The 23068-nt window shown below is 63.6% G+C and carries 23 protein-coding genes; 7 read left to right on the top strand and 16 right to left on the bottom strand.

Annotation, left to right across the window (positions count from 1 at the left end):
• Positions 1-22 precede the first annotated feature (22 nt).
• Together DOM57_RS11995 and ettA are read left to right on the top strand one after the other, a co-directional pair.
• Complete coding sequence (locus tag DOM57_RS11995; protein ID WP_204352954.1) at positions 23-217, top strand: PA3496 family putative envelope integrity protein; 195 nt, start codon at positions 23-25, stop codon at positions 215-217.
• Positions 218-570: 353 nt separating this feature from the next.
• Entirely contained in the window at positions 571-2232 is a 1662-nt protein-coding gene (gene ettA / locus DOM57_RS11990) for an energy-dependent translational throttle protein EttA (RefSeq protein WP_110649491.1), read from the top strand.
• A gap of 347 nt (positions 2233-2579) precedes the next feature.
• Here ettA and DOM57_RS11985 read toward each other — a convergent pair whose 3' ends face one another.
• From DOM57_RS11985 to DOM57_RS11925, 13 genes are all read right to left on the bottom strand, one after another.
• Complete coding sequence (locus tag DOM57_RS11985; RefSeq protein WP_071231586.1) at positions 2580-2738, bottom strand: DUF1328 domain-containing protein; 159 nt, start codon at positions 2736-2738, stop codon at positions 2580-2582.
• Between the two features lie 156 nt (positions 2739-2894).
• Positions 2895-3809, bottom strand: coding sequence for an LpxL/LpxP family Kdo(2)-lipid IV(A) lauroyl/palmitoleoyl acyltransferase (lpxL, locus tag DOM57_RS11980; protein WP_110649422.1), 915 nt, complete (start codon positions 3807-3809; stop codon positions 2895-2897).
• A 174-nt stretch (positions 3810-3983) separates the two neighbouring features.
• Entirely contained in the window at positions 3984-5084 is a 1101-nt protein-coding gene (gene alr, locus DOM57_RS11975; protein ID WP_110649421.1) for an alanine racemase, read from the bottom strand.
• A 142-nt stretch (positions 5085-5226) separates the two neighbouring features.
• Positions 5227-6708, bottom strand: a complete 1482-nt coding sequence (locus DOM57_RS11970; RefSeq protein WP_110649420.1) for a TolC family outer membrane protein — start codon at positions 6706-6708, stop codon at positions 5227-5229.
• Between the two features lie 302 nt (positions 6709-7010).
• The gene (rpoS, locus tag DOM57_RS11965; protein ID WP_110649419.1) at positions 7011-7985 is read right to left on the bottom strand and encodes an RNA polymerase sigma factor RpoS; all 975 of its coding nucleotides are present in this window, start codon (positions 7983-7985) and stop codon (positions 7011-7013) included.
• A 312-nt stretch (positions 7986-8297) separates the two neighbouring features.
• Positions 8298-9449 (bottom strand): peptidoglycan DD-metalloendopeptidase family protein, encoded by a 1152-nt coding sequence (locus DOM57_RS11960; protein WP_110649418.1) that lies wholly within the window; start codon positions 9447-9449, stop codon positions 8298-8300.
• A 199-nt stretch (positions 9450-9648) separates the two neighbouring features.
• Positions 9649-10527 (bottom strand): DUF368 domain-containing protein, encoded by an 879-nt coding sequence (locus DOM57_RS11955; RefSeq protein ID WP_239496204.1) that lies wholly within the window; start codon positions 10525-10527, stop codon positions 9649-9651.
• Positions 10528-10562: 35 nt separating this feature from the next.
• Positions 10563-11198, bottom strand: coding sequence for a protein-L-isoaspartate(D-aspartate) O-methyltransferase (locus DOM57_RS11950; RefSeq protein ID WP_239496203.1), 636 nt, complete (start codon positions 11196-11198; stop codon positions 10563-10565).
• Between the two features lie 19 nt (positions 11199-11217).
• The gene (gene surE, locus DOM57_RS11945) at positions 11218-11970 is read right to left on the bottom strand and encodes a 5'/3'-nucleotidase SurE (protein ID WP_110649416.1); all 753 of its coding nucleotides are present in this window, start codon (positions 11968-11970) and stop codon (positions 11218-11220) included.
• A 61-nt stretch (positions 11971-12031) separates the two neighbouring features.
• Positions 12032-13099, bottom strand: coding sequence for a tRNA pseudouridine(13) synthase TruD (truD, locus tag DOM57_RS11940; protein WP_110649489.1), 1068 nt, complete (start codon positions 13097-13099; stop codon positions 12032-12034).
• A 32-nt stretch (positions 13100-13131) separates the two neighbouring features.
• Positions 13132-13617, bottom strand: a complete 486-nt coding sequence (gene ispF, locus DOM57_RS11935; protein WP_110649415.1) for a 2-C-methyl-D-erythritol 2,4-cyclodiphosphate synthase — start codon at positions 13615-13617, stop codon at positions 13132-13134.
• The gene (gene ispD / locus DOM57_RS11930) at positions 13614-14336 is read right to left on the bottom strand and encodes a 2-C-methyl-D-erythritol 4-phosphate cytidylyltransferase (RefSeq protein ID WP_110649414.1); all 723 of its coding nucleotides are present in this window, start codon (positions 14334-14336) and stop codon (positions 13614-13616) included. Before ispD ends, ispF begins: the two co-directional genes overlap by 4 nt.
• Positions 14333-14638 carry a septum formation initiator family protein gene (locus DOM57_RS11925; protein WP_338056475.1) on the bottom strand — a complete coding sequence of 102 codons (306 nt, stop codon included), beginning with the start codon at positions 14636-14638 and terminating at the stop codon, positions 14333-14335. Before DOM57_RS11925 ends, ispD begins: the two co-directional genes overlap by 4 nt.
• Before the next feature lie 295 nt (positions 14639-14933).
• Here DOM57_RS11925 and DOM57_RS11920 point away from each other — a divergent pair, with 295 nt between their 5' ends.
• Positions 14934-15263: a YqfO family protein gene (locus tag DOM57_RS11920; RefSeq protein WP_110649412.1), complete on the top strand. Its 330-nt coding sequence runs from the start codon at positions 14934-14936 to the stop codon at positions 15261-15263.
• A gap of 23 nt (positions 15264-15286) precedes the next feature.
• On the opposite strand, the gene DOM57_RS11915 is transcribed toward DOM57_RS11920, so the two are convergent.
• Positions 15287-15844: an NUDIX hydrolase gene (locus DOM57_RS11915; protein ID WP_110649411.1), complete on the bottom strand. Its 558-nt coding sequence runs from the start codon at positions 15842-15844 to the stop codon at positions 15287-15289.
• A gap of 62 nt (positions 15845-15906) precedes the next feature.
• Between DOM57_RS11915 and DOM57_RS11910 the strand changes: the two genes are divergently transcribed.
• Together DOM57_RS11910 and DOM57_RS11905 are read left to right on the top strand one after the other, a co-directional pair.
• Positions 15907-16566, top strand: coding sequence for a CoA pyrophosphatase (locus DOM57_RS11910; protein ID WP_110649410.1), 660 nt, complete (start codon positions 15907-15909; stop codon positions 16564-16566).
• A gap of 20 nt (positions 16567-16586) precedes the next feature.
• Positions 16587-17252 (top strand): 2OG-Fe(II) oxygenase, encoded by a 666-nt coding sequence (locus tag DOM57_RS11905; RefSeq protein ID WP_204352953.1) that lies wholly within the window; start codon positions 16587-16589, stop codon positions 17250-17252.
• A gap of 29 nt (positions 17253-17281) precedes the next feature.
• Here DOM57_RS11905 and DOM57_RS11900 read toward each other — a convergent pair whose 3' ends face one another.
• On the bottom strand, positions 17282-18664 hold the full coding sequence (locus tag DOM57_RS11900) for an MFS transporter (protein ID WP_110649408.1): 1383 nt from the start codon (positions 18662-18664) through the stop codon (positions 17282-17284).
• Between the two features lie 394 nt (positions 18665-19058).
• Here DOM57_RS11900 and DOM57_RS11895 point away from each other — a divergent pair, with 394 nt between their 5' ends.
• A complete protein-coding gene (locus DOM57_RS11895) occupies positions 19059-20333 on the top strand; it encodes an MFS transporter (RefSeq protein WP_110649407.1) in 1275 nt (424 codons plus the stop codon).
• Positions 20334-20345: 12 nt separating this feature from the next.
• Here the strand turns inward: DOM57_RS11895 and DOM57_RS11890 are convergent, their stop codons facing one another.
• Entirely contained in the window at positions 20346-21248 is a 903-nt protein-coding gene (locus DOM57_RS11890; protein ID WP_110649406.1) for a LysR family transcriptional regulator, read from the bottom strand.
• Between the two features lie 229 nt (positions 21249-21477).
• Between DOM57_RS11890 and DOM57_RS11885 the strand changes: the two genes are divergently transcribed.
• The gene (locus DOM57_RS11885; RefSeq protein ID WP_110649405.1) at positions 21478-23013 is read left to right on the top strand and encodes an AbgT family transporter; all 1536 of its coding nucleotides are present in this window, start codon (positions 21478-21480) and stop codon (positions 23011-23013) included.
• The last annotated feature ends 55 nt before the right edge of the window (positions 23014-23068 follow it).

The raw sequence follows: 23068 nt of genomic DNA, 5'->3' as shown, positions 1-23068 counted from the left end.
GGATCACGGGAGGGCCAAACAAATGAGCCGTGAAGATTACGTCGACGAGCAAGACTTTGACGATGCCGTCAATGACGAACAATTCGAGCGTCCGCGCAGCAGCAAGGCCGATACCCTGCGGGCCCGCCGCCAGGTCGAGGCCTTGCTGGAAGAGCGGCGTCTCAAGCGCGCCATCGAAGACGATTGGTATGCCGACTTCGATGACGAGGAAGAGTGAGCAGTCACGCTTTTGCAACTGAAACAGCAGGATGCTGACAAAGGTCACGAGCGACGGCCAGGCAAGGCGAAACCTGCCTAAAGAAGCGCAGTTTACAGGTAGTAAATGAGCATTCTGAGGCGGATTGACTCGCTTCGCTCGCCCTTCGGGCCAGCCTTCGGCTGTTGTCTCCGCTGCGCTCCGACTCAACGCCGCATGGGCGAGCGCAATAGTTTGTCAGCATTCTCACACGGGCGCCCAGGCGCCCGTTCGCATTATGGGCAGGAGTCGTTTACTCTGCCTCTCAGGCCGGAGCGATGCCTCCCGGTACCGGATTTTCTCTGTTTCCTATTTTCAGCAACAACCGGATTTCCATGGCGCAATACGTTTACACCATGAACCGGGTGGGCAAGATCGTCCCCCCGAAGCGCGAGATCCTCAAGGATATCTCGCTCTCCTTCTTCCCCGGCGCCAAGATCGGCGTGCTGGGCCTCAACGGTGCCGGCAAGTCCACGCTGCTTCGCATCATGGCCGGCGTCGATACTGAATATAACGGTGAAGCGCGCCCCATGCCGGGCATCAACATCGGCTATCTGCCCCAGGAACCGGAACTCGACGACGCCAAGAGCGTGCGCGAGACGGTCGAAGAAGCGCTGGGCGAAGTCAAACAGGCGCAGGAGCAGCTCGAAGCGGTGTACGCCGCCTACGCCGAGCCGGATGCCGATTTCGATGCCCTGGCAGCCGAACAGGCGCGGCTCGAGAACGTCATCGAGGCCGCCGACGCCCACAATATCGAGCGCAAGCTCGAAGTCGCCGCCGAAGCGCTGCGCCTGCCGCCATGGGATGCCCGGATCGGCCAGCTCTCGGGAGGCGAGCGACGGCGCGTCGCGCTCTGCCGCCTGCTGCTCTCGAGCCCCGATATGCTACTGCTCGACGAGCCGACCAACCACCTGGACGCGGAATCGGTCGCCTGGCTCGAGCGCTTCCTGCACGACTATCCCGGCACGGTGGTGGCGATCACCCATGACCGCTATTTCCTCGACAATGTCGCCGGCTGGATTCTCGAACTCGACCGCGGGCACGGCATTCCGTTCGAAGGCAACTACTCCCAGTGGCTGGAATCCAAGGAGAAGCGCCTGGAGCAGGAAGCCAAGGCCGAAGCGGGCCGCCAGCGGGCGATCAAGCAGGAACTCGAGTGGGTACGCCAGAACCCCAAGGGCCGCCAGGCCAAGAGCAAGGCGCGCCTCAATCGCTTCGAGGAGCTGCAGTCCGGCGATTACCAGAAGCGTAACGAGACCAACGAAATCTACATTCCGCCCGGCCCGCGCCTCGGCGACAAGGTGATCGAATTCCACGACGTCGCCAAGCGCTTCGACGACAAGGTACTGTTCGACAACTTGTCGTTCCAGATTCCGCCCGGGGCGATCGTGGGTATCGTCGGCGGTAACGGTGCCGGCAAGTCGACGCTGTTCAAACTGATCGCCGGTCGCGAACAGCCCGATAACGGCGAAGTGGTCATCGGTGACACCGTGGATCTGGCTTACGTGGAGCAGCTACGCGACCATCTCGATGATACCCAGACCGTGTGGCAGGCCGTCTCCGACGGCCAGGACATGCTCAACATCAACGGCTACGAGGTGTCGTCGCGCGCCTACGTGGGTCGCTTCAACTTCAAGGGCACCGATCAGCAGAAACGCCTGAGCGAGCTGTCCGGAGGGGAACGCGGGCGCCTGCAGTTGGCGCAAACCCTGAAACAGGGCGCCAACGTGCTGCTGCTCGACGAACCCTCGAACGATCTCGACGTGGAGACGCTACGCGCATTGGAAGAGGCACTGCTGACCTTCCCCGGCTGCGCCCTGGTGATCTCCCACGACCGCTGGTTCCTCGATCGTATCGCGACCCATATCCTGGCCTACGAGGGCGACTCCAACGTGGTGTTCTTCGAAGGCAACTACAGCGACTATGAAGCGGATTATCACAAGCGCGTGGGCAGCGACACGCCCAAGCGCATGAAGTACAAGCGTATCGACGCCTAAGGAAGCGCTGAATAAATCGGCGAGCGGGATGAAGCGCAAGGCGCACGGAGCACAGAAGGCGAGACATAACATGGGGTTAGGCGAGTCTTCGAGCACCGCGCACAAATTCGCCGGGAGCGAATTTGAACGGCCGTAGGCCGGCCTTCGGTGACCGCCAGGGACGGCGGCCATAGCGCAGCGATTCGCCCGCGTAGGCATTTATGCAGTGCTTCCCTAACACAAGGGCCGTTGACGTTTCATCTGCGCATTGCCAAACGCCCGCCATGAATCTCATGGCGGGCGTTGTCATTGGAGGATCAGAAGCCGATCTTTAACGCCTTTTTGGGGCAAGCGCAGCCAGTTTCGTCCTAGCGACCGCGCCCACGGATCAGCGACACGACAAACAGAATCAGGAAAATGACGAAGAGGACCTTGGCGATCGTCGCCGCCGCGCCGGCGATGCCGCCGAAGCCGAGAACCCCGGCGATAATGGCGACGATGAGGAAAATCACGGCATAGCTGAGCATGGCAATACTCCCTTGCTGGCCTGTTAGACTTGCCGCGGCCGGCATTGGGCACGGCCCGGCGGCAACCCATCCCCACGTTCCTTGAGGACACTTTAAGCCTTGTCGGTAAAGCCATTTTCGTCAAGCCGGCGAGGTTTCGGTGCGCCATCGACGCGCTCAATAGAACGAAGCCTCGCCGGGCGGTCGCGTCTTGAACCGCCGGTGCAACCATAGATACTGCTCGGGATGGCGCCGAATCGCCTGCTCGATGAAGGCATTGACCTGGGTCGCATCGGCCACGTCATCGCCGCTGGGAAAGTTTTCGAGTGGCGGCAGGTATTCCAGCGTGTAGGTGCGGTCGTCCGGGTTGCGATGAAACATCAGCGGCATCACCGGCGCCCCGGTCATGCGGGCGATCTTGGCTGTCAGTTTGATCGACGCCGCAGGAATGCCGAAAAACGGTGCGAACACGCTCGCCTCACGACCGAAGTCCTGGTCGGGCGAATACCACACGGCATGGCCCGACTTGATCCGTCGAACCACGCCACGTAGATCGTGGCGATCGATCGCTGCCCCGAAAATGCCCCGCCGGGCCCGGGTCATGAAATCCTCGAACATCGGGTTGTCATGCGGCCGATAGACCACATCGGCGGGAAAGAACAGCGAGTGCAGCGCCCCGCCGAGATCCAGCGTGGAGAAGTGGATGCCGATGATCAGTGCGCCCTTGCCCCGGGCCATGGCGCGCTCCATGTGCTCGGCTCCCCGGAACGTCACGCGATGGCGCAGATGTTCGGGATCACGGCACCAGCCGGTCGCGGTTTCGAGAATGCCGATGCCGTTGGCGACGAAAGTCTTTTTGACCAGTTCGGCGTGTCGATCGCGATCCAGCTCCGGGAAACACAGCGCCAGGTTGGTTTCGGTAATGTGTCGCCGGCGCTTGGCGAAACGCCAGGTCAGCAGACCGATTCCACGCCCCAGCGCCAATTTCAGCCGCCAGGGCAGGAAGGCTCCGATCCGCATCAGGGCGATCGCGAGCCAGGTTCCCCAATAGCGGGGATGAGCATGATTGGCGGGATAGACTTTCTTGGCCATACACCTTCCGGTTCGAGCTGATGGCGCCTTGGCACTGACGGCGCCAGATTCTGTCATGGCGAGCCAGTCACGGCGAGACAGTGTAGCGAATTCGATTCGGCGTCGGGGCACCGATCTCGCCGTGGATCCTGCCGGCGCCGTCACATGGGCCGATCGAGCCGATATCGAGGACGTTCATCCGTCAGACTTCGGCGATCGTGAATAGACTCTCGGCACGCGCGGCAGCACGCCGGTCAGCAGCGTATAGCCGATCGTGTCGCAGTGACGGGCGACCTCATCGACCGCCAGCCCCTTGCCCCAGAGCACGACCTCGCTACCGACATCGGCTTCGGGCACGTGACTGATATCCACCGTCAGCATGTCCATCGAGACGCGACCGGTGATGGCGCAGCGCTGACCGTCGACCAGCACCGGCGTGCCATCCATGGCGTGACGATCATAGCCGTCGCCGTAACCGGCGGCGACCACGCCGATACGCGAGCGCCTCGGGGTGCGCCAGCGACCGCCGTAGCCCACCGGCTGACCGGCATCCAGGGTCTGCACCGCGATCAGCCGCGAGCGCAGCGTCATTACCGGTTGTAGCGTCAGGCCGGCCGGCAGGTCGCCTTCCAGCGGATTGCTGCCGTAGAGCATGATGCCGGGGCGATTCCAGGCGCCGTGGGCCTGGGGTTTGACCAGAGTCGCCGGTGAATTGGCGACGCAAATCGGCGCCCCGAGTTGTTGGCGTACGTGCTCGACGACCTCGTGTTGCGCATTGAACGCCGTCGCGTCGTCGAGATCGGCGCTGGCGAAATGACTGATGAGATGCAGATCGCATGTCTTGTCCCGCGCCTGGCGCAGCCGTTCCCAGCGTGCGATGAACGCCGCCGGCGGAAAACCGAGGCGGTGCATTCCCGAATCGAGCTTGAGCCAGACGGTCAACGGCTGGCGCGGCTCGTAGGCTAATAGCGCCTCGAGCTGCCAGTCGCTATGGATCACTTGCCACAGGCCCAGCGCCTCGACCGTCTCCAGCTCATGCGCTTCGAAGATGCCCTCCAGCAGCAGAATCGGCTGGTCGATCCCCCCCTCGCGCAGCGTGACCGCCTCCTCGATCGAGGCAACCGCGAAGGCCGGCGCCAGAGCAGCGAGCGCTCCAGCGCAGGCCACCGCACCGTGACCATAGGCATCGGCCTTGACGACCGCCATCGATCGGCTGCCTGGCGCCAGCGACGCCGCCAAGCGATAGTTGTGACGCAAGGCATCGAGATCGATCTCGGCTCTGAGTGGCCGGGCCATGACAACTCCTTATTCGCGACAGTGGAATTGCGGTCATGTTACCGCCTTGGGGACAGGTACGGGCGACTCGGCGAAGCGGTTCCAATACGCAAAAGAAGGCGCCGCTGCTTTCGCAGCGGCGCCCGGTTGTGGCACCTGCCGTTCAGGGCGTCGGCGGCTTGGGCCGTTCGCCGATATCGTCGACCGCCGACACGCCGCGGTCGTCGGCCAGCTGCAACGAGACGCTGTTGCTGTCACGCAGCCACTGGTTGGTACCGCGGATGACGTCGAGGTTGAGCATGCCCGCCTGCTGACGCAATTGGAGCAAATCGGTCACGTAGGTATAGCGCGCGTCGGCGTAGGCCGAAATCGATTCGTAGAGCGACTGCTCGGCATCCAGCACGTCGACGATATTGCGCGTGCCGACCTCGTAGCCGGCGCGGGTTGCCTCCAGCGCGCTGCGACTGGAGACGATCGCCTGCTGCTGGGCGTCGACGGATTCCACGTCGTTGGCGACCTGCGTGAACAGCGAGCGGACCTGTTGCGTGGTATAGCGCCGCTGATCCTCGAAGTCGTACTGGGTCGCTTCCAGGGTGTAGGTGTTCTCCCGCACCGAGGCGCTGGTGGAGCCGCCGGTATAGATGGGCAGGTTGGCCTGGACACCGACCTGCACGTCCTCATTGTGCCCCTTGAGATAGTCGATATCGTTATCCGAGTAGGAGTAATCGGCGAAGGCGTCCAGCGTCGGCAGATGCCCCGCCTTGGCGATATCGACACCGGACTTGGCCAGTTCGACGGCGGCCTGGGCATACTGGATCGAAGGACTGCTGGCCATCGCCATATCGATCCAGTCGCTGCGGTTGGCCGGCGTCGGCGGCTCGATCGGCAGATCGTCGGCCAGGCCTTCGATGCTGTCGTACTGCTGCCCGGTCAGGCGCTCCAGCGCCTCGAAGCTTACCTGCAGATCGTTGTTGGCGGCGATGCGCTCCGCGCGCGCCGAGTCAAAGGCAGCCTGGGCCTCGTTGACATCGGTGATTGCCACCAGGCCGACGTTGAACTGCTCCTTGGCCTGCTCGAGCTGGCGCCCGATCGCTTTTTCCTGCGCCTGGCGGGCATCGAGGACTTCCTTGGCCCGCAGGATTTCGAAGTAGGCCAAAGAGACGTCATAAAGCAGCTGCTGCTGATCGATCTCCAGTTGCAGCGCCTGCTGATCGACCTGCTTTTTACTCTGTTGGTATTCGTACCAGTTGGAAGCATCGAACAACGCCTGGGTCACGCTGACGCCGAGGCTGCTGCCGTTGTAGTCCTCGCTCGAGGTGCCGCCACTGCCGCCGCTCGAGGTGCCGCCACTGCCGCCGCTCGAGCTACCGCCAGCGCCCGACGCGCTCTGGCTGTCCAGCGAGTTATAGCGGTAAAGGCTGCCGGTAGCGCTGATTTGCGGCAGCAGATCGCCGCGCTCGACATCCTGCCCGGCTTCGGTGCTACGGAAAGTCGAACGGGAAGAGTTCAGGGTCGCCGAGTGCTCCAGCGCATCCTGAGTGATGGTCAACAGGTCGGCCGCCTGCACTGTGGGGGCGAACGAAGCCGCGATAAGCAGCGAGATGGCATGTCGCAAAGGCGAACGCGACGGGACAAGAGGCGACATCGAGACGATTCCTATCGTTGAGCGCTAGAGGGATCAGAAAACCGTGTTCGACCGATTGGCCTGGTCATCTCGCCGCGTTTCTGACACTGCCTAGACACCCGATAATGACTGATTCCAGACGGTTTCGAGAACCGGTAGCGCTGAGCACCGGCTGCGACCGCTATACAAACGACCGAGGCGTCAGCAATCCCGCTGACGCCTCGGCGCGAGGTTTACATACAATGCCGCATGTATGCGAATGGATCAATAGCCGCGATCGGGCTTGGCGAAGCTTTTGCCACCCTGCCGGCCCCGTGAAACGCCTATTCGAAAATGGAATCCATCGACAATCCCTGTTTCTCGAGCATACGACGCAGCTTCTTGAGCGCTTCGACCTGAATCTGACGAACGCGCTCCCGGGTCAGGCCGATCTCCTCTCCCACTTCTTCAAGCGTCGCGGCCTCATGCCCGCGCAGACCAAAACGACGCACCACGACTTCGCGCTGCTTGTCGCTGAGTTCGGCCAGCCATTCGTCGACGTGCGCCTTGACGTCGTCATCGACCAGGTTGGATTCCGGCCCGACTTCATTCTCGTCGGCAAGCGTATCGATCAGCGGCTTGTCACTCTCGGTGCCCATCGGGTAGTCGACCGACGAAACCCGTTCGTTAAGCCCCAGCATCTTCTTGACCGTGCCGACAGGCTTGTCGAGAAAATCAGCGATCTCCTCGGCGGTAGCCTCGTGATCGAGCTTCTGGGTCAGTTCGCGAGCGGCGCGCAGATAGATATTGAGTTCCTTGACGACATGGATCGGCAAGCGAATCGTGCGCGTCTGGTTCATCAACGCACGCTCGATGGTCTGGCGAATCCACCAGGTGGCATAGGTCGAGAAACGGAAGCCACGCTCCGGATCGAATTTCTCGACCGCGCGGATCAAGCCGAGGTTGCCCTCTTCGATCAGGTCGAGCAGCGACAACCCGCGGTTGAGATAGCGGCGGGCAATCTTGACCACCAGGCGCAGGTTGGATTCGATCATTCGCTGGCGCCCGGCGGGGTCGCCCTTCTGGGCGAGGCGGCCGTAATGGACCTCTTCCTCCGGTGTCAACAGCGGCGAAAACCCAATCTCGTTGAGATAGATCTGCGTCGCATCGAGACTATGGTGGTAGTTGTTTTCTTCACGGTTCAACGCCTTTTCGAAGGCGCTGTCGTCATCCTTGCTATCCGTGTCATCGGTCTCGACCTCTGCGCTGTCGACACCTTCGAGCTCAACATCCTGAATATCCCGTTCAAGCATGCTCATGTCCACTACCCCCAATCTAGGCTACCTGAGTACCTCGCCATGGAGCACAACCGCCCATGGCGACCGCGCATTCCTATCTATCTATCCGTGTTATGGCTATCCGTGTTATGGCTATCCGTGTTGTGGCTGTGTTTTGGACTTTCCCTGAAATCCCGGGAAACGTTGCGGGAGCGACGCCGACCGTCCCGGCCCCTTCGACCGAAGACCGCAGTGGCTATCGCAGCCCGTACGGTCATCGGCATGGCTCGGATGTCGATCGGCGTTCGAACACAACGCTTCCCGACGCAGCGGTATGAAGCACCGATCTCGCGATCAGCGCTTGGGCAAGTATTGCAGCGGGTCTTGAGGCTGGCCGTTGACGCGAACCTCGAAATGTAGCTCAACCTGGTCAGCATCCGTCTGCCCCATGGTAGCTATCGTTTCTCCGGCCTCAACGACATCGTTCTCCTTCACTCGTAACGTGTCGTTGTGTGCATAGGCACTCAAGAAGCGATCGTTGTGCTTGAGGATGATGAGATTTCCATATCCCCGTACACCATCGCCGGCATACACCACAATCCCTGGTCCGGCTGCTTTCACAGGTTGCCCCTTTTGACCGGCAATATCAATGCCGGGCGTTATGTTGGAGTCGTCGTCGAAGCGGCCGATCAACTGACCGTCGGCCGGCCATTGCCAGGGTACGTCCTCCACCGGCTGATAGGTCCGATCGGAACGATCCGGTGCTCCGCTGGGCTCACCCGCAACCTCGGTGCCGGCATCGTTGCCGGCCGGGGTGCGCGTATCCTCACGTGCCATGGAAGCAGATGAAGATGACGAAGCGGTGTCAGCCGTCGCCAACGATGTCGGTCCCTGCTCCGACGCCGCCGAATCTTGAGACGCGGACGCCGCCTGTTGCCCGGAAGCCGCATTACCGGCCGCCGCCACCGCATTAGAATCGGGTTGTGTCTGATTCTGATCGTATACCGGCCCCGGCGAGGCATCGCCCATTGAACTGGCGCCCGTTGAACTGGCGCCCGCTGAGCTGGACGATGACGTCTGGCCGGCGCTGGCAGCCGCGCCGCCCGTAGCCGGCAACAGCCAGGACGGGTTTTCATCGTCCCCGCTGGCCTGCGTATTGCCACCGCCCAATGGCGTAGCGGTAGCGCCCCCGCCGGAGGACGCCACGTTCTGCCTGCCGCTCACGCTGGCGCCGGAAGTCAGCCGCAGTTGCTGGCCCGGCTCGAGCCGATAAGGTGGCGAGATGCCGTTCCACTGCGCCAGATCACGGAAGTCGACCCGGTTCTGCCACGCAATGCCATAGATGGTATCGCCACTTTTGACGGTATAAGTCGAGCTCGGTTGGCTGTTGCGACTGACCGAAAGATCCTGGACCTGCGGTTGCCCGCTGGAGGTGGTACAGGCATTCAAGCCGATGACCATCGCGGGTAAGACTCCCAGTAACAGGGCCGTATGACGCTTGCTCATGAGAAAATTCCTTTTTCGTGACGAAAAGCCGTGAAGGGATCGGCAGGCGCCCGGCGAGGATACTGACAAACGTCACGAGCGATGGCCAGGCAAGGCGAAATCCGCCGAAGAAGCGCAGTTTACATGTCGTAAATGAGCATTTTGAGGCGGATTTTCAACGCTGCATGGGCAAGCGCAGTAGTTTGTCAGCATTCTCCGGCTACGCCTTCTCCTTCCGCTCGCCCAGGCACATTACCACTACGATACCTACGACGATCAATGCTATCGCGGCAATCCACTGCGATGGCTGGCCGGTGACCGCGGCGTAATCCGACGGCATGAGATAGCGATAGGCCAACGCCACCGATTGGCCGTTCTCCGCCATGCGGTAGCTCAGCACCTGGCGCCAGGGCCAGAGCTGGGGCAGCGAGCCCAGGATGAAGCCGACGATCGCCATCAACGTCAGCGCGTGGTAGCGGCGCAGCAGCCACGAGAGCAGTCGAGAAAAGGTGAAGAGTCCCAGTACGCAACCGGCGCCGAAGACCACGATGAGCCCCAGATCGAAGCTCTTGATGCCGCTCATCACCGTGCCGTAGAGCCCCATCACCAGCAGCAGGAAGCTACCCGAAACACCAGGCAGCAGCATCGCACTGATGGCGATCGCCCCGGCGATGAACAGCGTCGTGCTGCCTGCCTGGCTCATGTCCGGCAACAGATGCGGCAGATAGACGGCGACCACCAGTCCGAACAGCACAGGCGACAGGTAGCGCCAGCGCCAGTGACCGACCTGCAGGGTCACGATCCAGGCGGATGCCAGCACCAGGCCGAAGAAGAAAGCATTGAGCAGCAGAACGTGCTGCGCCATCAGCCAGGTGACCAGATGGGCGACGGTAACCAGGCTGACGCCGATGCCCAATATCAGCGGGATCAGGAAACGCAGGTTGAGATAGCCGACCAGGCCCGCGGTGCCTTCCCGGCGCCAGACCCCGATGGCGCCCGGCCCGAAGCGCTTGATGGTCTCGATCAATTCCCCGTAGATGCCCACGATCAGTGCGATGGTGCCGCCGGAGACACCCGGCACCGCATCCGCCGCACCCATCCCCATTCCTTTCAAAAACGTTGTCGCGATGCGTTTCAACGAATGACTCCTTCCAATAACGGCACGAAACGCACCTCTTCAAGACGTTGATGATCGAAGGCCTGACCCCGGCGACGTATGCGGGTCAGCCACTGGCGCCCCTCGCCATCGGCCAACGGCGCGATCAGCACGCCGCCATCACGCAGCTGCGACAACAGTGTCTGGGGCAACTGGCTGGCGCAGGCCGTCAACAAGATGACATCGAACGGCGCCGCCTGCGGCCACCCCTGGCCGCCGTCGGCATGGCGCAGGAAGACATTGCCGGCGCCCAGGCGACGCAGCCGCTGTCGCGCCCGCGCCTGCAGCGCGGCGATACGTTCGACGCTCCATACCCGTTCCACCAGCCGCGCCAGGATCAGCGTCTGGTAGCCCGAGCCGGTACCGATCTCGAGTACCCGCCGCGGCTCGGCCAGCGCCACCAGCTCGCTCATCCGCGCCACGATCCAAGGCTGCGACAGCGTCTGCCCCAGCCCCAGTGGCAGCGAGGTATCCTCGTAGGCACGATGCGCCAGCGCTTCGTCGAGAAACAAATGGCGCGGTTCCGCGGCCATCACCTCGAGCACCTTGGCATGACGAATGCCGGCGGCCACCAAGCGCTCGACCATGCGATTGCGCGTTCGTTGCGACGTCATGCCGACACCGCTGAGTTCCTCAGGCGTGTGACAATCCATCCAGCCAGCCCTGTACATCATCGAGCGTCTCGTGACGGGTAAGATCGGTTTGCAGCGGCGTGATCGACACGAACCCGCCTTCGATTGCCGCAAAGTCGGTATCCGGGCCATCGTCGGCGTTCTCGGAAACCGCCGCGATCCAGTAGCGGTCGCGACCGCGTGGGTCCTGCATGTGAATCGGCTGCGAGGCCGGACCGCGATATCCCAGGCGGGTGACGCGGAACCCGCGGATCTCGCTCCAGGGCAGATCCGGCACGTTGACGTTGAGCAGGCTGCGCGGCGGCAGCGACAGGTTGTCGGCGGCGCCCACCAGGCTCGCCGCCACCCGCCCGGCGGTCTCGAAATGGCGCTGGCCGCAGAGCGAGATGGCGATCGCCGCCATGCCCAGATTGCGGCCCTCCATCGCCGCGGCGACGGTCCCGGAATAGAGCACGTCGTCGCCCAGGTTGGCGCCGTGATTGATACCCGAGATGACCAGATCGGGCTTCTCTTCCCAGACGCCGTTGACGCCGAGATAGACGCAGTCGGCCGGCGTGCCGTCGACGCTGTAGAAACCGTTGTCGATAGGCGTCAGCGCCAGCGGCCGTGTCAGCGTCAGCGAATTGCTGGCCCCGCTCATGTCACGATCCGGCGCCACCACTCTCAGCCGCGCATGCGCTTCGAGTGCCTGCGCCAGCGCTTGCAGCCCGGGGGCGTGAACGCCATCGTCATTGGACAGTAGCAGTCTGCGCATCTTCCTCACTCCTTATGGCTCGTTCTCACCGACCGCTCTCGTTGACCCTGGACACCGCCGGTCATGTCAGTGTCGGATGTCGAAACAGCTCTCGCAGCACGGCCGTGGCAAAAGCCCCGCGCGGCAGCGTGAAACCGAGCCACACGGCATCGGCCCGACGCTCCCATGTCGCTTCGGCCACGTTCACGCGCAGCGCTCGTCGCTGCTGACGGGCGCCGGCCGCCTCCAGCCCCTGGCTCAGCTCGGGGTAGCGCGCGGCCAACCGGGCTTCGCGCTCGGCAACATCGCCAGCGGTTTCCCGATTGCCACATCCCCACAGCGGTCCGGTGGGATGGAGATCGCCGGCGCTGGCGCGTGCCGACAGTTCGGCGTCGACCGTCGCCGCCCCGAACCGGCTGGCCGTGCCTTCCAGGTTGAGCACGTCGCCATCCAGCGGCGTGCACCAGGTGCCGTCCGCGACACGTTCGGACAGCAGCGTATTGAAAAGATAGCTGCGTGCGGTCGAAAGGAGCAGGCCCTGGGGATCCTGTCGCTTGCGCCAGCCTCGCACCAGCAGTTGCCGGGCACGCTGCAGATTGCGCCCATCCGGGCCGAAGCGCTGCGGCCCGAAGTAGTTCGGCACGCCCTGGTCGACGATGCGCCGCCAGCGCAACCGCGTGGCTTCGTGCTCGATCGCCTTCCCGGCGATGCGCAGCCGGAACCGGTTGCCACGATGCACGCCACGCTTCAGCTTGCGCGGATGCCGTGCCGCCGAGAGCACGCGCGCCCCGCGCTCGGCGAGCGCCGCGTCCCAGCCCGCTGCCAGCTCCCGGCCGGGCAGCGCCAGCGAGAACCATTGGCGGGTGACCGCATCGCGATCCTTGAGCCCGCTGAAGCCGACGTCACGTACCGCGATGCCGGCCAGCCGGGCCAGGTGGCGCGCCAGATCCGGCGTCGTCAGCGCCCGCTTTTCGATCCACAACCACAAATGTTCTCCATGGCCCTCGGGCTCGAAATCGAGCTGCTCCTCGACCTGAAAATCCTCGGGACACTGACGATACAACCCCGCCAGCGAGGGCTCGCCATCGACGAAGGCCCAGCGTGGCGGCCAGAGCGCGGCCTCTTCGCTCGCGCCAGATTCTTCGCTCACGTCCGATTCTTCGCTCACGTCCGATTCTTCGCTCACGCTTTGGCCGCCATCAACAGCACCACCGCCTCGGCGGCGATCCCCTCGCCGCGCCCGGTGAAGCCGAGCCGCTCGGTGGTGGTCGCCTTGACGTTGACGTCGCCGATGGCGACGCCGAGATCGGCGGCGATGGTTTCGCGCATGGGCAGAATCCACTCGGCCATGCGTGGAGCCTGGGCCATCAACGTGGCATCGAGATTGCCGACGCAATAGCCCGCGTCACGCACCAGAGCGACGACGTGGCGCAGCAGGCCGCGACTGTCCGCGCCCCGCCATGCCGGATCGGTATCGGGAAAATGGCGGCCGATGTCGCCCAGGGCGCAGGCCCCCAGCAGCGCATCGCTGATCGCATGCAGTAGCACGTCGCCGTCGGAGTGGGCCACGAAACCGCGCTCGAAAGGCAGGCGCACGCCGCCGATCATCAGATGATTGCCTTCGCCGAAGCGATGGACGTCGAAACCATGTCCGATTCTGAGATTCATGCGTCGGCTCCCTGTTCTGCGGCCGAGGCCGGGTCCATCTGCAACGCAAGGATCCGGGCCGCCAGCGCCAGATCCTCCGGCCGCGTGATCTTGAGATTGTCGCGACTGCCCGGCACCAGTCGAGGCGCCAGCCCCATGGCCTCGATCGCCGACGCCTCGTCGGTCACCGAAGCGCCGGTGGCGAGCGCGGCATCGAGCGCCTGACGCAGCAGATCGAAGCGAAACGCCTGCGGTGTCATCGCATGCCACAGCCCGTCGCGGGGTTCGGTGTGGCTGACCCGGCCGCGCTCGTCGGCACGCTTCATGGTATCCGCCACCGGCGTCGCCAGCAGCGCGCCGATAGCCTCGTCGTCGAGTGCCGTTCGCAAGCGATGAAGGTCTTCGAGACGCACGCAGGGCCGCGCGGCGTCGTGCACCAATACCCAATCGTCGTCGGCCGCCTCGTCTGCCAATGTGGATAACGCACGGCGGACCGTATCCACGCGCTCCTCGCCACCGCTGACGCGCTGCCACTCGCCAAACGGCACGTCCTCCGGATCGAACCAGGCATCCTCGGGATCGAGACAGAGTCGGAGAATGGCATCGGGGAATGCCTGATGAAGGCGCTCGAGGGTGCGCGCCAGCACGCTGCGGCCGTGCAGGGAAAGGTACTGTTTGGGACGGTCGGCCTGCATGCGGCTGCCGCGGCCGGCGGCAGGAACGATCAACCACAGTTTCATGGCTGCACGACTCCTGTCTTGGCCGCCGGTCCCTTGCCGGTATCGACATTCGGCACCCAGAAGAACTGCTCGTCCTGGCGCACCATGCCGATGTCGCTGCGGGCACGCTCCTCGATGGCATCGAGACCGGTCTTGAGATCGACGACCTCGGCGGCGAGTCGGTCATTGCGGGCCTTCAGGGTATCGGTCGCGCCTTCCAGCGCATCGGCACGCGCCTGGATGTCGTTGAACTCGCGAATACCGCCCTCACCGAACCAGAGCCGGTACTGCATCAGCCCCAGCATCATGACCAAGACCAGCATGACCCATTTCCACATCGCAACCTATCCCGATCGACGAAAATCCAGAGGTGAGTGACAGAGGAGGATGTCGACAAACGTCACGAGCGATGGTCAGGCAAGGCGAAATCCTCCGAAGAAGCGCAGTTTACAAGTCGTAAATGAGCATTGTGAGGCGGATTTCAACGCTGCGTGGGCAAGCGCAGTGGTTTATCGGCATTCTCCAGAGCGCGGCGGGCCGCTGTCGAAACGGGGGCCATTATGCCATCATCGCCGTATACGGCCCACCGTCGCGGCAGCATCCAAAACGGGAGGACAAATGTACAAACTGGCGTTCTACGTTCCCGAGGCGGACCTCGAACGTGTCAAGACAGCGGTATTCGCCACCGGCGCGGGAAAGATCGGCGACTACGAGGCGTGCTGCTTCCAGATTCGCGGGCAGGGGCAGTTCCGCCCGCTCGCCGGCGCCCAGCCGCATATCGGTTCGGTGGGCGCACTGGAAACGGTCGAGGAGTATCGGGTCGAGCTGGTGTGCGAGGATCAGCGCATCCGTGCCGCCGTCGCCGCCCTGATCGAAGCCCATCCCTACGAAGAGCCGGCCTTCGATGTGTGGCCGCTGAGCGACGTGGAATCGTTGCCCGAGGCCTGAGAGCCAACCCACTCGGAGCCTGCTCAAGCCGAGCCGAAGTAGCGCTCCCGCTCTTCCTTGCCGATCTGGCTCAGTTGCAGTTCAAAGGTTCCACGGCGGCGATCGTCGAAGAACTGGCGCAAGGTGCGCTCGATGGTCGGAAAAGCGAGTTCGTCCCAGGGGATCTGGGTTTCCTCGAACAGCTCCACTTCCAGGCTTTCCGGGCCGGCGGCGAAATCGCCGTTCAGTTCGCCGAGAAAGATCATGTAGACCTGATTGATGTGCGGCAGGCTGATCAGCGTATAAAGTGAAGGGGCGTCGACCACCGCGCGGGCTTCCTCGCGGGTCTCGCGCAGCGCCGCCTGTTCGACGGTCTCGCCGTTTTCCATGAAGCCGGCGGGCAGCGTCCAGAAACCCTTGCGCGGCGAGATCGCACGGCGACAGAGCAGAATCCGCTCGCCGGCCACCGGCAGGGTTCCGGCGACGATACGCGGGTTTTGATAATGGACGACGCCACAGGCATCGCATAGAAAACGCGGACGATCGTCGTCCTCGGGCACGGCGAAACGTACAGGATGGCCACACTGGCTACAGTAATTCATCGGCGTCTCGCAACAGCCGCCAGGTACCCATCGGTACGCCGGCCAGACAGAGCCGAGTCACCATGTTAGAGAAACTCAACGAGCGTCTGCAAGCGCACCACCCCAGAAGGTTGAGCAGCGCCTTCGCCCAGGCAGCCGTGTTGATCCCGATCATCGACGGGCCCGAGCCGACCCTGCTGTTCACCCAGCGCACCGCCCATCTCAAGCAGCACGCCGGCCAGGTCGCCTTCCCCGGCGGCAAGCGCGAGCCCGAGGATGGCGACCTGCTGACTACCGCCCTGCGGGAGTCCCAGGAAGAGATCGGCTTGAATGCGGATGCGGTGCAGGTCGTCGGTCGCCTGAGCGACGTGATCTCGCTGCACGGCCTGCGCGTGACACCCTTCGTCGGAGTGATCCCGCCCGGTCTCCCGCTGGTCGCCGAACCGGGCGAAATCGCCGCCATCTTCGAGGTGCCGCTCAGCCACTTCCTCGACGACCGCCGCACCCACACCGATGTCATCCCGGTCGACGACCAACCCTATTACGTACCCAGTTATCGGGTGGATGAGCGCGTCATATGGGGATTGTCGGCAATGATGCTGGTGGAACTGCTGTCGGTCGGCTTCGGTCTCGACGTTTCGCTGACCCGAGCACCAAGCCACGGCGAGTTGCGCTATCATCCGCAGCGGCGCCGTCAGACCACGTCGCCAGTACCGCGAGCGCCGAACGGGGCCTCGCGCTGACCGAGCGGACACTCATGCCCATGCCACATACCGACGCCCACCATGCCTATTGGGACGATACCCAGCTGTCGGCGCTGATCGACGCGCTGGTAGCGCGCGGCTGGTATGTCGGGGAGCGCTTCATCGACAGCGACCTGTGCCGGGAGCTGCGCGACGAGCTGCACATGCTGCACCAGCGTCAGGCGCTGCAGGAAGCCGGCATCGGCCGTGGCGACGAGCGCACGCTGCGCCGCGACATTCGCGGCGACGCCATCCACTGGCTGGATCGCGAAAGCCTGGCCCAGCGGCGTTACCTGGCGCTGATGAACGAACTCCAGCAACAGATCAATGTCGCGCTCTACCTGGGCCTGTTCGAGTTCGAGGCGCACTTCGCCCACTACCCACCCGGCGCTTTCTACCGCAAGCACTACGACAGCTTTCGCGGCCGCGCCAACCGGGTGGTGTCGACAGTGCTCTATCTCAACGCCGACTGGCCCGCCGACGGCGGTGGCGAAATGGCACTGTTCGACGAGTACGAGACCGAGCGGGAGGTGTCACGCATCCGTCCCGAGGCGGGCACCTTCGCCTGTTTCCTGTCGGATCGCATTCCCCACGAGGTGCTGCCGACCCGGCTGCCACGGACCAGCATTGCCGGCTGGTTCCGGCGCAATGCCTCGCTGGGCGGGGTGGTCGATCCCGCCCATTGAGCGTTGTTGGCAGGCCGAAGCGAGCTCGCTCACGGCCGTGTCGTATCGTCCTCGGCCTTCTCGGTGACTGCCTCTTCCCGCGTTGCCGGACCGTCGGCGGAGTTCGCCCGTTCGTCGGGCAAGGCCGTCTCCACATCGGGCACGACCTGGGAAAGATCCTCCTGGTGCTCATGCTCGATGGCCCCTTGCACCAAGGCATCGGTGACGCTCAACTCTGCCCCGACCACCGATTGCGGCGGGTTGGAGGTGAACGGTGCCACCGGTGCCGGCGCCGGACGGCGACTACGCCGCCAGACGAAGAACGCCACCAGGAAGGCGCCCAGTCCGGCCAGCGCCACGAACAGGCCGGGATCGCCGACATGGGTCATCAGCGGCGTGATCAGCGGCGGACTCAAGGTCGCGCCCAGCGCATTGATCAGCAGCAGCCCCTGGCTCATGCGTACCAGCGCGCCAGCCGGTGCGCGGTCGGCGGCGTGGCTGACCGCCACCGGATAGAGCGCGAACACGCCGCCGCCGAGCAGAAACAGTACGACCGCCAGCAGCCACGGCAGTTGCGGCATCCACATCATGGCGACGCACAACAGCGCCATCACCACGCCAATCAGGATCAGCACGATCTGGCGATCGTGGCGGTCCGACCAGCGCCCGATGGGGTACTGCAGCAGCATCCCGCCGAGAATCACTACCGCCATCATCTCGCCGATCTTCTGCACCTCGAAACCGCTGCGCTGCAGGTAAAGCGGCAACAGGCTGTAGATCGCGGAAACCACCAGGCCCGAGCCGAAGCAGCCCATGACCCCGGTCGGAGTCACCGTAATCAGACGCCACGGCGAGAGCGGCTCGGCGTGCTCGATCAGCGGCGAGACGCGCGGGATCATGCCCAGCGGCAACACCGACAGCGACGCCAGCATGGCGATGACCATGAACGGCTGGTTGGGGCCGGCGTTGTCGGCCACGCCGAGCAACAGCTGACCGATCACCCCGGCGCCGTAGAGCGAGATCATGTAGAGCGCGAGCAGACGCCCGCGCACGCGCGTATCGGCGGCGGTCAGCAGCCAGCTCTCGATCACCAGATAAACGCCCAGCGTGGCCCAGCCGCCGATCATGCGCAGAATGAACCACAGCTCGGCGTTCAGCCAAAGCCCTTGCAGCAATACCGTCACCGCCACCAGCGAGGCGAAACAGGCGTAGGCGCGGATATGGCCGATGCGCAGCAGCAGGCGGTCGTTGAACAGCGCGCCGATGGCCAGGCCGACGTAGTAGGCCGCCGAAACCCAGCCGATGGTCGTTACCGAGGCCCCGGCCGCGTCGAGGCGCAGCGTGATCAGCGATGCCAGAAAGCCGTTGCCGATACCGAGAATGAACAATCCGAGTAACGGCGCCAGGGCCATGGAAAGGAGCTGCCGTGACATAACCTCATGAACCTCGATACGTGTCGGCGAGAATGGCGACAAGGGGATGCACCATGGCGACTGCCGACGTTCCACCTGGAGCGTGGTGCCTCATCGGCCGGACGGGATGAGAGCGAGCGAACTATACGCCGGCCTTTGCGCCGAAAGAAGCCGAAAAATGCACTGAAAATCGGCCAATGCATCATTTTGGCGCGTGTTTGAAGCACCCATTAGCCATGCTTATTCAAAGCATGCCTTTACCCATTCAAAAACCGCAGTTGGGAGGTGCAAAGCGCTTTTTCAAGCATAGGGGCTGCATCTTTAGCGATAGAAACAAGGCCATCCAACGACAATACGCTACCGATCGGCGTATGCTTGGCAGTCCGCACCTCGACCCCGATTGCCGCAGGACATCATGCCCGCCCACGATAGTGACAGTCCCGTTTACCGCCAGCCCGGCTTTGCCCCGTTTCTCGTTTCCCGCCTGTTTGCCGTCTTCGCCATGCAGATCCAGGCCATCGTGGTCGCCTGGCAGGTGTACGACATCACCCGCGACCCGCTGACATTGGGCTATGTCGGGTTGGCACAATTTCTGCCGATGGTCCTGCTGCTGCTGCCGGCCGGCGATGTGGTCGACCGCTTCGATCGCAAACGCATCCTGCAACTGAGCTGGCTGGTCCAGGGTATCTGTAGCGCACTGTTGGTCGTGTTATCGCTGAAAGCCCCCGACACGGCGACCCCGTTCTACGCCGTGCTGGTGCTGTTCGGCGCCGCCCGCGCTTTCGCCGGCCCGACGCTGCAGAGCCTGCTGCCGCAGGTCGTGCCCCGGGAGCAGTTGGGCAAGGCGATCGCGCTCAACTCCTCGATCATGAAGATCGGCGTGATCGGCGGGCCGATGCTGGGCGGCCTGCTGTATACCTTCGGCCCGACGTTGACCTATAGCGTCAACCTCGGCTGCTTCCTTCTCGCTCAACTGGCGTTGGCCAGCGTGCCGGTACGCTATGCCTTCGAACGCATTCAGACCGACGATACCGCGTGGCAGCGTTTCACCGCCGGCATTCACTATATCCGCAGCAAGCCGGTGATCCTCGGTGTCATCTCGCTGGATCTGTTCGCGGTGCTGTTCGGCGGCATCGTCGCGCTGCTGCCGGTCTACGCCCACGAGATTCTGCATGTCGGTCCGCAAGGGCTCGGCGCCCTGCGCAGCGCGATTGCCGTCGGCGCCTTTCTGATGGGGCTCTACCTCGGCGTGCGCGCGATCAAGCGGCACGCCGGCCCGATCATGTTCGCTGCCGTGGCGGTGTTCGGCCTCGCCAACCTGGTGTTCGCCCTGTCGCACTGGTTCTGGCTCTCCTTCGGTGCGCTGCTGATCGCCGGCGCCGCCGACATGATCAGCGTCTACGTGCGCCTGACACTGCTGCAACTGGCGACGCCGGACGAGATGCGCGGCCGGGTCAATGCCGTCAACATGCTGTTCATCGGCGCCTCCAACGAACTCGGCGAGTTCGAGTCCGGCGTCACCGCCTCCTGGTTCGGCACCGTGCCGGCGGCGGTGATCGGCTCGCTGGGCACACTGGCGATCGTCGGCATCTGGATGTGGGGCTTCCCGGTCCTGCGCCGCGCCGACCGCCTCGATGGCGTCGAGGAGGAGCCGGTGGAGATACCCTCAGCGGCCCGCAAGGCGAGCTGATTCGCGAGCGGCTCAAGCGCCCCGGCTCTCGAACTCGAACAGCCGCGCCAGCTGCGAGGACACCGGCGTCAGCGGGACGCCACGGCGCTTGATCATGTGGAAGGTCGCCATCGGCAGCGAGTCGTCCAGCGTCAGCTCCACCAGTTCACCCATGCCATGCTGGGCAGTCATTTCGCTGGCAAAGGCGCCGACCATGTCACTGTGCTGGATCAGATTGAGCGAAGTGGTGAAAGAGTCACACACCACGCTGACCTGATCACGCGAAAACCCGTGGCGCTCCAGCGTGTCGGCCAGATCGGCGTAGTAGCCGCTGCGCGCGGTGGGCAATACCCAGTCGCAGTCGACCAGTTCGCTGAGCCGCCGCGCCCCGCTCTTGGGATGATCGCGACGCATGACCACCACGAACGGTTTCGAGAATAGCGGCAACGCTTCGAGGTCGTTGTCGAGCACGCCGCTGGAAACGGTATTGATCGAAAAATCCAGCTCACCGTCGCGCAGCCCCGCCACCATCGACGACAACTGACCTTCGATCACGCGCAACTTCACGTTGGGCAGTTCCCGCCGGAAGCGGCCGACCACCTGAGGCAGCAGCGTGCGCGCCACCGTCGCTGAGGCTCCCATCACGATCTGGCCGCGCAGCACGCCGTTCAGCTGTTCGACGTTCTCGTGCGCCCGGCGCAGTTCCTCGAGGATCAGATGGGCGTGCTGTTCGAAGGCGCGCCCGGACTCGGTCAGCGTCACCCCCTGGGAAGTCCGCAGCAGCAGTGCGGCCCCCAGCCCCTCTTCCAGTTCCCGAATCGCCTTGGTCAACCCTGGCTGGGAAAGCCCCAGTTCACGCGCCGCCGCACGAATGCTGCCGCGACGCGACACCTCGACGAAAGCGCGAATCTGATGGAGCTTGATCGGATACTGCATAACAACGGACTCCGATGTTCGTGATCACCGCAGGTTATCGCCAAAAAATAATCGACATCTTTTGCAGATCTCAAGCCGGTTCTACTGTGTTTCTGGGTCGCTGACAGCGACCCCGCTCAATGCCCAGATGCCATAACACAACCGACCGCCGGCTCCGAGCAACCCAACAACACGACATGACATCCGATCGGCCCAACCGATCCAACAACAATCGATTCAGGAGTGTCCCATGGAAGCGACCGCCTCCCGCGACGCCGCGCGCCCGCGGCTGTCGATCCGGTTGCTGAACGCTATCGAGCGTTTCGGCAATCGTCTCCCCGACCCGTTCATGATCTTCGTGATTCTCGCTCTGGTCGTACTGATCGCCTCGGCACTGTTCGCCGCTGCGGGTGCCTCCGTCGAACACCCCGGCAGCGGGGAAGTGGAAGCGATCCGCAGCCTGGTCTCCGGCGAGGGCATCCGGTTCATTCTCGACTCCATGCTCGATAACTTCACCGGCTTCGCCCCGCTCGGCCTAGTGCTGTCGATGATGCTTGGCATCGGCCTGGCCGAAAAGCTGGGTCTGCTGGAAACCCTGATCCGCCATACGATCCTGTCGGCGCCCAAGCGTCTGGTGACCTATACCGTCGCGTTCACCGGCATCATGATGAACGTCGCCTCCGACGCCTCGCTGATCCTGCTGCCACCGCTGGCCGCCATGGTCTATCACTCGCTGGGACGCCATCCGATCGCAGGGCTGGCGCTCGGTTTTGCCAGCGCCGGCGCGGGGTTCACCGCCAACCTGCTGATCGTCGGCACCGATGCCCTGCTTTCCGGGATCTCGACCGAAGCGGCACGCATCGTCAGCAGCGACATGACCGTGACCCCGGTGGACAACTGGTACTTCAACTGCGTTTCCGTGTTCGTGCTCACCATCGTGGCCGCCGTCGTCACCGAACGCGTCATCGAACCGCGCCTCGGCACCTATCAGGGCGATGTCGAGAAGGTCGAAAACAATGAACCGGAAAACGCCGGTCGGGGTCTGCGCAATGCCGGCATCGCCGCACTGGTCTACGTCGTCGCCATCGCCACGCTGCTGTTCTGGCCCGATTCACCGCTGCGCGGCCCGGATGGCGGCCTGATCCCGTCACCATTCCTGAGCGGCATCATCCCGATCATCCTGTTCTTCTTCATCACCGTCAGCGTGACCTGGGGTATCACCGTGGGCCGTATCAAGCGTTCCCGCGACATCTCCGAGAACATGGCCGAAGCGATGCGCGACCTGGGCAGCTATATCGTGCTGATCTTTGCCGCTTCCCAGTTCATCGCCTGGTTCAACTGGTCGCACATCGGCACCTGGATCGCGGTCAATGGCGCCGACCTGCTGACGGCCATGGACTTCACCGGGTTCCCGGTCATCCTCTGCTACATCGTGTTCACTGCCTGCATGAACCTGCTGATCTTCAGCGGCTCCGCCAAATGGGCGCTGGAAGCGCCGGTGTTCGTGCCGATGTTCATGCAGCTCGGCTATCACCCCGCGTTCGTGCAGGTCGCCTACCGCATCGCCGACTCCTCGACCAATATCATCTCGCCGCTCAACCCGTACATGATCGTGGTGCTCACCTTCATCCGGAAATACGACAAGAACGCCGGCCTCGGCACGCTGATGTCGCTGATGCTGCCCTACACCCTGGCGTTCCTCGGCATCTGGATCCTGCTGCTGACCGCGTTCTATCTGCTGGGGCTGCCCTACGGCCCGGGCATCACGACCTATCTGCCGTCCTGACGAAGGCCCGGATGTGAAAAGACGCACGACGACACCGAACAGACGGAGAACTTCA

The organism is Salinicola peritrichatus (assembly GCF_003206715.1).
GTDB lineage: Bacteria > Pseudomonadota > Gammaproteobacteria > Pseudomonadales > Halomonadaceae > Salinicola > Salinicola peritrichatus.
The sequence above is the reverse complement of the archived record's forward strand: the minus strand, read 5'-3'. Positions and strand labels throughout refer to the sequence as shown.

What these genes read in the sequence shown, in the direction of transcription:
- DOM57_RS11995 (WP_204352954.1), top strand. Translation starts at nt 23, where the DNA reads ATGAGCCGTGAAGATTACGTCGACGAGCAAGACTTTGACGATGCCGTC.
- ettA (WP_110649491.1), top strand. Translation starts at nt 571, where the DNA reads ATGGCGCAATACGTTTACACCATGAACCGGGTGGGCAAGATCGTCCCC.
- DOM57_RS11985 (WP_071231586.1), bottom strand. Translation starts at nt 2,738, where the DNA reads ATGCTCAGCTATGCCGTGATTTTCCTCATCGTCGCCATTATCGCCGGG.
- lpxL (WP_110649422.1), bottom strand. Translation starts at nt 3,809, where the DNA reads ATGGCCAAGAAAGTCTATCCCGCCAATCATGCTCATCCCCGCTATTGG.
- alr (WP_110649421.1), bottom strand. Translation starts at nt 5,084, where the DNA reads ATGGCCCGGCCACTCAGAGCCGAGATCGATCTCGATGCCTTGCGTCAC.
- DOM57_RS11970 (WP_110649420.1), bottom strand. Translation starts at nt 6,708, where the DNA reads ATGTCGCCTCTTGTCCCGTCGCGTTCGCCTTTGCGACATGCCATCTCG.
- rpoS (WP_110649419.1), bottom strand. Translation starts at nt 7,985, where the DNA reads ATGAGCATGCTTGAACGGGATATTCAGGATGTTGAGCTCGAAGGTGTC.
- DOM57_RS11960 (WP_110649418.1), bottom strand. Translation starts at nt 9,449, where the DNA reads ATGAGCAAGCGTCATACGGCCCTGTTACTGGGAGTCTTACCCGCGATG.
- DOM57_RS11955 (WP_239496204.1), bottom strand. Translation starts at nt 10,527, where the DNA reads ATGGGTGCGGCGGATGCGGTGCCGGGTGTCTCCGGCGGCACCATCGCA.
- DOM57_RS11950 (WP_239496203.1), bottom strand. Translation starts at nt 11,198, where the DNA reads ATGACGTCGCAACGAACGCGCAATCGCATGGTCGAGCGCTTGGTGGCC.
- surE (WP_110649416.1), bottom strand. Translation starts at nt 11,970, where the DNA reads ATGCGCAGACTGCTACTGTCCAATGACGATGGCGTTCACGCCCCCGGG.
- ispF (WP_110649415.1), bottom strand. Translation starts at nt 13,617, where the DNA reads ATGAATCTCAGAATCGGACATGGTTTCGACGTCCATCGCTTCGGCGAA.
- ispD (WP_110649414.1), bottom strand. Translation starts at nt 14,336, where the DNA reads ATGAAACTGTGGTTGATCGTTCCTGCCGCCGGCCGCGGCAGCCGCATG.
- DOM57_RS11925 (WP_338056475.1), bottom strand. Translation starts at nt 14,638, where the DNA reads ATGCTGGTCTTGGTCATGATGCTGGGGCTGATGCAGTACCGGCTCTGG.
- DOM57_RS11920 (WP_110649412.1), top strand. Translation starts at nt 14,934, where the DNA reads ATGTACAAACTGGCGTTCTACGTTCCCGAGGCGGACCTCGAACGTGTC.
- DOM57_RS11915 (WP_110649411.1), bottom strand. Translation starts at nt 15,844, where the DNA reads ATGAATTACTGTAGCCAGTGTGGCCATCCTGTACGTTTCGCCGTGCCC.
- DOM57_RS11910 (WP_110649410.1), top strand. Translation starts at nt 15,907, where the DNA reads ATGTTAGAGAAACTCAACGAGCGTCTGCAAGCGCACCACCCCAGAAGG.
- DOM57_RS11905 (WP_204352953.1), top strand. Translation starts at nt 16,587, where the DNA reads ATGCCACATACCGACGCCCACCATGCCTATTGGGACGATACCCAGCTG.
- DOM57_RS11900 (WP_110649408.1), bottom strand. Translation starts at nt 18,664, where the DNA reads ATGTCACGGCAGCTCCTTTCCATGGCCCTGGCGCCGTTACTCGGATTG.
- DOM57_RS11895 (WP_110649407.1), top strand. Translation starts at nt 19,059, where the DNA reads ATGCCCGCCCACGATAGTGACAGTCCCGTTTACCGCCAGCCCGGCTTT.
- DOM57_RS11890 (WP_110649406.1), bottom strand. Translation starts at nt 21,248, where the DNA reads ATGCAGTATCCGATCAAGCTCCATCAGATTCGCGCTTTCGTCGAGGTG.
- DOM57_RS11885 (WP_110649405.1), top strand. Translation starts at nt 21,478, where the DNA reads ATGGAAGCGACCGCCTCCCGCGACGCCGCGCGCCCGCGGCTGTCGATC.